The following is a 6,896-nucleotide window of genomic DNA, read 5'->3' on the forward strand; positions in this document are numbered from 1 at the left end:
AGTAAAAATTGTATGTTGGCATATACGTATTTGGAAAAAGGAAAATTTGAATTGATGGAAAAACCAAAACCAGTCCTTCTTCATGAAAGGGATGCTATTGTAAAAGTAACACTTGCGAGCATTTGCTCAAGTGATCTCCATATTAAACATGGTAGTGTTCCTCGTGCCGTGCCTGGTATTACAGTGGGTCATGAAATGGTAGGTATTGTAGAAGAAGTTGGAAGTAAAGTAACTCATGTAAAACCAGGAGATCGTGTAACGGTAAATGTGGAAACATTTTGTGGTGAATGTTTTTTCTGCCAAAACGGCTATGTAAATAACTGTACGGATGATAATGGAGGATGGGCTCTTGGATGTCGAATTGATGGTGGACAAGCAGAATATATACGTGTTCCTTTTGCAGATCAGGGATTGAATAAGATTCCTGAAAACGTTAGTGATAGACAAGCTTTATTTGTTGGGGATGTACTAGCTACAGGATATTGGGCAACTCGTATTTCTGAAATCAAGGAAGAGGATACTGTATTGATTATTGGTGCTGGTCCTACAGGTATTTGTACTTTACTGTGTGTTATGCTTCAAAAGCCAAAGAGAATTATCATGTGTGAAAAAGATGAATCTCGCCTTGCTTTTATCCATGAACATTATCCAGAAGTTTTGACAGTAACTCCAGAAAAATGCCAAAATTTCGTACTTGAAAACAGTGATCATTATGGGGCGGATGTTGTTCTTGAAGTTGCGGGTGTACCTTCTACTTTTCAGCTTGCATGGCAATGTGCAAGAGCAAATGCGATTGTGACAATTGTAGCCTTATATGATGAACCACAAGTTTTACCGCTTCCCGACATGTATGGGAAAAACCTAACTTTTAAAACAGGTGGAGTTGATGGTTGTGATTGTGAAAAGACTTTACAATTAATTGCACAAGGTAAGATCAATACAGAACCTTTGATTACACATACTTATCCTCTTAGTAGAATAGCTGACGGGTATGAATTATTTGAAAACAAACGTGATGGTGTAATTAAAGTGGCCATTGAGTGTTAATTTAAAAAGGAATCCATAATCATGCATTTTAGGATTCCTTTTGATTTGGATCAAGATCAGTATTCACAATAGCATGGAATGAACTGTTACTTTTTGATAAAATAATAATAGCGAATTATTAGGAGAAAGTTTTCATGAATAAACAATTTAATTATACAAATATTATAAAGGAAACCATGATTTTGACAGTTGCGGTTGGAATTATTGCAGCAGCCGTCTATTTTTTTCTAGTTCCTAGTCATACTTCTGTAAGTAGTATTTCTGGATTAGGTATCATACTATCTAATTTTGTACCATTACCACTGTCTGCCATCACAATGATTTTAAATGTTGTTTTATTAATTATTGGCTTTCTAACTTGTGGCAAAGAATTTGGTGTAAAAACAGTCTATACAAGTATTATGCTTCCTATTTTTCTTGCACTTTTTGAAATCCTGTTTCCAAATTTTGTATCTTTCACAAACAGTCAAGAATTGGATGTATTGTGCTACATTCTTGTAGTAAGTGTGGGATTGAGTATTTTATTTAATCGAAATGCATCATCTGGCGGTCTTGATATTGTCGCAAAAATCATGAATAAATATCTGCATATGGAACTCGGAAAAGCGATGTCTTTATCGGGTATGTGTGTTGCCTTATCCGCAGCTCTTGTTTATGATAAGAAGACGGTTGTGTTAAGTATTTTGGGTACTTATTTTAATGGAATTGTTCTAGATCATTTTATCTTTGATCATAACATTAAACGAAGAGTGTGTATTATTACTCCAAAAGAAAAAGAACTTCGTGAATTTATCATTCATGAACTACATAGTGGGGCAACTGTATATGAATCTTATGGTGCATACAATATGGAAAAGCGTAATGAAATCATCACAATCGTAGATAAAGCGGAATATCAAAAGTTAATGAAATTCATTAATATATTAGATCCAAAGGCATTTATTACTGTATATAATGTATCGGATATGCGATATCAACCAAAGATTTGAGTAAGGCAAGACCTTACTTTTTTTTCCTTATAAATGACCTATTTTGACAATACATTTGATTCTAAACGACCAAAGAACTAATATGAAGATAAGGAGATTATGTATGGATAAAAGGGTATTTGTAAATTGTTTAATCATAATTTTAATTTGGGCAGGAAATCGTATGACTTATTATTACTTGTCTGGAAATACAAGTTTAATTGTTAGTGGCATGATTTTGATTATTGGCTGTTTAATGATATGGAGGTTTAACCATGAATATAGATGAATATATTAGATTTGATGATTTGAATAGACAATTTACGATTGAATCCGGTACATATTCTTATTGCGATGTAGCTCGTGTTTCTGTATTAAATGAAAAGGCAAAGTATAAGGGAAAGGGAGTTCCATTTACGGCTATACTTCCTAGTGGCCCATTGCCAGCTGGGATTCTACAAGATCCATATCTATTTGTTGGAGTTAAGGTTGTATTAAAGGATGAAACAGTATTGGCTATTTATATTTCTAAAGAAAAGACGATGGTCAATACAGATCAATATATTCAAGATCGTAAGGTTGCAGAAAAAATAAAAGAGGTGATGAAAAATGTGTGTAAAATTTAAGGATGAATATTTAGAAGTTGACGGTAAAAGATGTTTGTATTCAGATATATTAAAATGTTCCATTCAAAATGAAGATGCCCATTTTAAAGGAAAGACAAAACCATTTACTCATACTATTCTTGGGGGAACCACATTTATGGCTGGTGCAGTAGAACCCATGATGTATGTGGGAATCAAAGTGACTTTAAAGGATAGTACAGTTTTACCAATCTATGTATCGAATGAAAAGGTATTGTTTCATAGTGATAAGTATTTAAGTGATTTGAAAGAAGCTGAATCCATTTCATCCAAAATAAAAGAAAGAACCCGTTAAGATTCCTTTTTCTTGTATTCAGAAATAATTAATCCAGAAAGTGTTAATATGGTTCCAAGAACAATAAATGCTGTGATTCTTTCATGTAGAATGATTGCTGAAAAGATAATGGTTGCGATAGGGTTTAAATATACATATTGATTGGTACGTACACTTCCTAAAATGGAACAAGAATAGTTCCAAATCACAAAACAGCCTGCACAAGCTATTACACCTAAGAAAAGCAGATTTAATAGATTGACTGGGATTAGAATGTCATTCACAGATACGTCAAATCCTAGAAAGGGAAGGCTTAAAGCCATAAAGAAAAGGCCCCATGCAAAGATTCGTTTTGTGTTTTGAATGGAAGTATGGCCTAATTCATTTACTTTCTTTAATACAACACTATAGATAGCCCACATCATGGCTGCCACAATCGTAAGAATGTCTCCCTTTGGAGATAGGTGCATTTGTTTTCCATTGAAGCTAATAAAGAAGATTCCAATAAAGGCCACGATAAATCCAATCGCAAAGTTGATTTTAAAGGGTTCATCCTTAAAACATAAATAGGCAAGTATAGAAGTAAAGAAGGGTGCTATGGATATAATGACACCTACATTGGTGGCATAAGTATAGACTAGTGCTGTACTTTCTAAAAAGTAATATAAGAAGACTCCAGTTAATCCACTTAGGATATACCAAATCTCGTCTTTTCTATTTTCTAATTTTAATATTTTAGGACTTAAGATGCATAGTGTCAAAAAGCCTATAAAAAAGCGTATAAACAACAGTTCAATGGGTGTGAATGTATCTAAAAGAATTTTACTCGATACAAAGGTAGAGCCCCATATCATAATGCATACAAAGGCTAAAATATGTCCGATCATTATTTTATTTTTCATACCAAACTATTATAACAAGAAATTGAAGGGAAGTGTAAAGATATGAAGAAATTAGATCCAGTTGTCATTATTGTCGATGTATTATTATTGATTGGATGTGGATGCATGTTTCTATATGGAAAGATGTCAGCCCATTCCTTATTTATTGTAGGTATTGTTTTGATTGCTGTTTTACTAATATATTTGTATGTAACAAACTACAAAGATCATCATTATGGAGGTAAATTCCATCAAGACTTCTAGGCGGTAGAAATGCCGCTTTTAATGTGCTATATTTAGATTAAAGAGGGCGATTATATGGGCGGATTGTGTGTATTGTTACTGATGATGTTTTGTGTAGGATGGATCTTATGTGTGTTCTTTCTATCTATGCTGATTCCTCTATTGATCATATATAATGGAATTGTCGGCATTGTATGTATAATTCTTTATTTTGTATTACGCAAGAAATCTGTCTTTACCAAATATACAGAAGGATATAAGCATATATTATCGTCAATATTAAAATATGGCTTGATTGTATATGGAAGCATTTCATTATTATTTAGTATCATTTTAGCTGTTCTAAGCTATTGTTAGGAGTAAGTATGGCAATATTAGGTGTAGATTTAGGAACAACAAACAGTTTAGCAGTTGTCTATAAAGAAGGAAAACCAGTGCTCATTCCCAATGCGTTTGGTGAGTATGTAACTCCAAGTGCTGTCAGTATTTTGGATGGTAAGATTGTTGTTGGCAAATTGGCTAAGGAAAGATTGATTACACATCCAGAGTGCAGTGCATCTTTGTTTAAGCGAAATATGGGTACGGATGTTACTTATACATTAGATAAGAAAGAGTTTGATGCAGCTACACTTTCTTCTTTTATTGTGAAACAAATGATTGAAGATGCACAAAATTATCTTCATGAAGAAATATCTGAGGTTGTGATCAGTGTTCCAGCTTATTTTAATGCGCGTCAAAGACAAGATACAAAACAAATTGGAGAATTATTAGGTGTTAAAGTGGAGCGTTTGATCAACGAACCAAGTGCTGCTGCAATCGCATGTCATATGGACGATGAATATGAAACATTCGTTGTTTTTGACTTTGGCGGAGGAACATTGGATGTCTCCGTTGTCGATTGTTTTGAAAATGTGATTAGTATCAATGCGATCAGTGGAAACAATCACTTGGGTGGTACAGATTTTGATCGGGCCATGTCCGAACATTTTTGTTTGAAAAATGGATTAAACTACAACGCTTTGGATTTATCATTTCAACAAAGTATTCTTCGTGCTTGTGAACAAGCCAAAATTAAGCTGAGTACGCAAAATGTAGTTGAAGTATGTATTGTACATCATAATCAAAGCTTTACATGTGTATTTGATCAGAATCTATTGTTTACCATAACTCAACCTTTGCTTGAATCTTGTAAGAATGTGATTGGTAAAGCTGTTAAAGATAGTGGTTTTTCGGCGAGTGAACTCGATAGTCTGATTCTTGTAGGTGGCTCAAGCAAAATGCCGGTACTTCAACATTACTTATCAGATGCTTTAAATATTCCTGTATTAAAAGAAGAAAACATGGATTCTTTAGTTGCACTTGGACTTGGAAAATATATTGGTATTAAACAAAGGGATGAAAGTATTAAGGACTTGGTAGTAACCGATATTTGTCCTTTCTCACTAAGTACTTCTACATATAATGAACAAAATCCAGATTTAGAATTATCAACGGTGCTTATCCCTAAAAACTCAGTTTTACCAACAAGTAAGAAGACGACTTTGCGTACAGTGCATAAAGGGCAAACCAAAGTCAATATTCGTGTTTTTCAAGGGCAGGCGATGTATGCGAAAGAAAACTTATTTTTAGGCCAAGCTTTTATTCATGTACCAAGAAATATGCATGATTATGAATCTTTTGATTTGATCTATTCGTATGACATCAATTCTATGTTGTATGTGGAGGCAATTGTGCATTCCACTAAGGAACATTATATTTTTAGAGTGGCAAAAGGTAATGAATTAGAAAAAGTGGATGCATCTATACGTCTTGATTCCATCAAAGAAGTATCTTTGGCGTTATATCAAAATAATGAAGTGGATGCCGTACTTGCTCGTATTGAAAGAATCTATCAAGAAGTGGATGAGCAAACACAAGAGTATTTAATGCGACTTCATGCAGACTTTACGAAAGATATGCAAACTTTGATCAACAATATTCAAAAGCGAAAACGTCTTATTAATCAAGTATCTTTAATCTTAGATCAAATTGAAGCATGCCAAGATGTAGATTCTTTAGATATCTTTAGTCAAGAAGAGGATGAAGGAGGAGACTATTTGGCATGAATTGTTGGGAAGTATTAGGGATTGAGCCTACGCAAAATAAAAAAGAAATCAAGAAAGCTTATGCCAAGCTTTTAAAACAGTATCATCCGGAAGAAAATCCAGAAGAGTTCAAACAGATCCAAGAAGCTTATCAACAGTGTCTACATCCAGAACAAGACATAGAATCTGTTTCATATAAACAAGAAGAAAGAACTGAAAATATGGAAATAGAACCAATTTCCATAAGGGAAGAGAATGAAATTGTTCCTCCGCCTGTTCCTAAAGTAGAGACATTGTTTGTGAAGAATGAAAAGGATGTAGTTGTTTATCAAGATATATTAAATTCGATTGAAAAAAGTTTGCCTAAAAAGATTGGTTCTAAAGAGATCGTACAAGTTTTTACAAATCCCAAAATCATGCCGTATTTAGAGGATGAATCGTTTTGTAGAAAATTAGAAGATATCTTCTTGTCTCGTAAATTAAAATATATTAAGAATTCAAGAGATCCAATTTATATGTATCTAGGAAAGTATGACATGTCAAAATTATCAAATGCGATGGATTATTCAAATGTCCCATTTTATAAAAGGCCAGCCTTTGTAGCTTTTATTGTAATTAGTGTCATTCTCTTAGAGGTGATATTGGGTATTGTTTAATAATCGCAAGAAAAAAACAAGAATCTTCAATTGTATATAATGGGGTAACCAAAATCATTTAGGGTTTTAGCGTAAACAATTGGGGCCTAGTTTGGGGTC

At 33.4% G+C, this 6,896-nt stretch carries 10 protein-coding genes; 9 read left to right on the plus strand and 1 reads right to left on the minus strand.

Annotated elements, in window-relative coordinates; translation table 11 throughout:
- The first annotated feature begins 12 nt into the window (after positions 1-12).
- The 5 genes from DWY01_RS09415 (at position 13) to DWY01_RS09430 (ending at position 2,954) form a co-directional block, all read left to right on the plus strand.
- The gene (locus DWY01_RS09415; protein ID WP_117995873.1) at positions 13-1,047 is read left to right on the plus strand and encodes an alcohol dehydrogenase; all 1,035 of its coding nucleotides are present in this window, start codon (positions 13-15) and stop codon (positions 1,045-1,047) included.
- A 134-nt stretch (positions 1,048-1,181) separates the two neighbouring features.
- Positions 1,182-2,036: a YitT family protein gene (locus DWY01_RS09420; protein ID WP_117995874.1), complete on the plus strand. Its 855-nt coding sequence runs from the start codon at positions 1,182-1,184 to the stop codon at positions 2,034-2,036.
- 103 nt (positions 2,037-2,139) lie between these two features.
- Complete coding sequence (locus DWY01_RS11570) at positions 2,140-2,304, plus strand: hypothetical protein (protein WP_158553698.1); 165 nt, start codon at positions 2,140-2,142, stop codon at positions 2,302-2,304.
- The gene (locus DWY01_RS09425) at positions 2,291-2,641 is read left to right on the plus strand and encodes a hypothetical protein (RefSeq protein WP_117995875.1); all 351 of its coding nucleotides are present in this window, start codon (positions 2,291-2,293) and stop codon (positions 2,639-2,641) included. The genes DWY01_RS11570 and DWY01_RS09425 overlap by 14 nt, the downstream gene beginning before the upstream one ends.
- Complete coding sequence (locus DWY01_RS09430; protein WP_117995876.1) at positions 2,625-2,954, plus strand: hypothetical protein; 330 nt, start codon at positions 2,625-2,627, stop codon at positions 2,952-2,954. The genes DWY01_RS09425 and DWY01_RS09430 overlap by 17 nt, the downstream gene beginning before the upstream one ends.
- Here the strand turns inward: DWY01_RS09430 and DWY01_RS09435 are convergent.
- Entirely contained in the window at positions 2,951-3,835 is an 885-nt protein-coding gene (locus DWY01_RS09435; RefSeq protein WP_117995877.1) for a DMT family transporter, read from the minus strand. The two genes, DWY01_RS09430 and DWY01_RS09435, sit on opposite strands and share 4 nt — an antisense overlap.
- 42 nt (positions 3,836-3,877) lie before the next feature.
- Here DWY01_RS09435 and DWY01_RS09440 point away from each other — a divergent pair, with 42 nt between their 5' ends.
- Genes DWY01_RS09440 through DWY01_RS09455 form a run of 4 tightly spaced genes read left to right on the plus strand, consistent with a single transcriptional unit; the run spans position 3,878 to position 6,797 of the window.
- On the plus strand, positions 3,878-4,078 hold the full coding sequence (locus tag DWY01_RS09440; protein ID WP_117995878.1) for a hypothetical protein: 201 nt from the start codon (positions 3,878-3,880) through the stop codon (positions 4,076-4,078).
- 54 nt (positions 4,079-4,132) lie between these two features.
- Positions 4,133-4,414, plus strand: a complete 282-nt coding sequence (locus tag DWY01_RS09445; RefSeq protein WP_117995879.1) for a hypothetical protein — start codon at positions 4,133-4,135, stop codon at positions 4,412-4,414.
- An 8-nt stretch (positions 4,415-4,422) separates the two neighbouring features.
- Positions 4,423-6,162 (plus strand): molecular chaperone HscC, encoded by a 1,740-nt coding sequence (locus DWY01_RS09450; RefSeq protein ID WP_117995880.1) that lies wholly within the window; start codon positions 4,423-4,425, stop codon positions 6,160-6,162.
- Positions 6,159-6,797 (plus strand): J domain-containing protein, encoded by a 639-nt coding sequence (locus DWY01_RS09455; protein WP_117995881.1) that lies wholly within the window; start codon positions 6,159-6,161, stop codon positions 6,795-6,797. Before DWY01_RS09450 ends, DWY01_RS09455 begins: the two co-directional genes overlap by 4 nt.
- Positions 6,798-6,896 lie beyond the last annotated feature (99 nt).

Source organism: Eubacterium sp. AF22-8LB (genome assembly GCF_003458715.1).
In the GTDB taxonomy this organism is placed as follows: Bacteria; Bacillota_I; Bacilli_A; order Erysipelotrichales; family Erysipelotrichaceae; genus Holdemanella.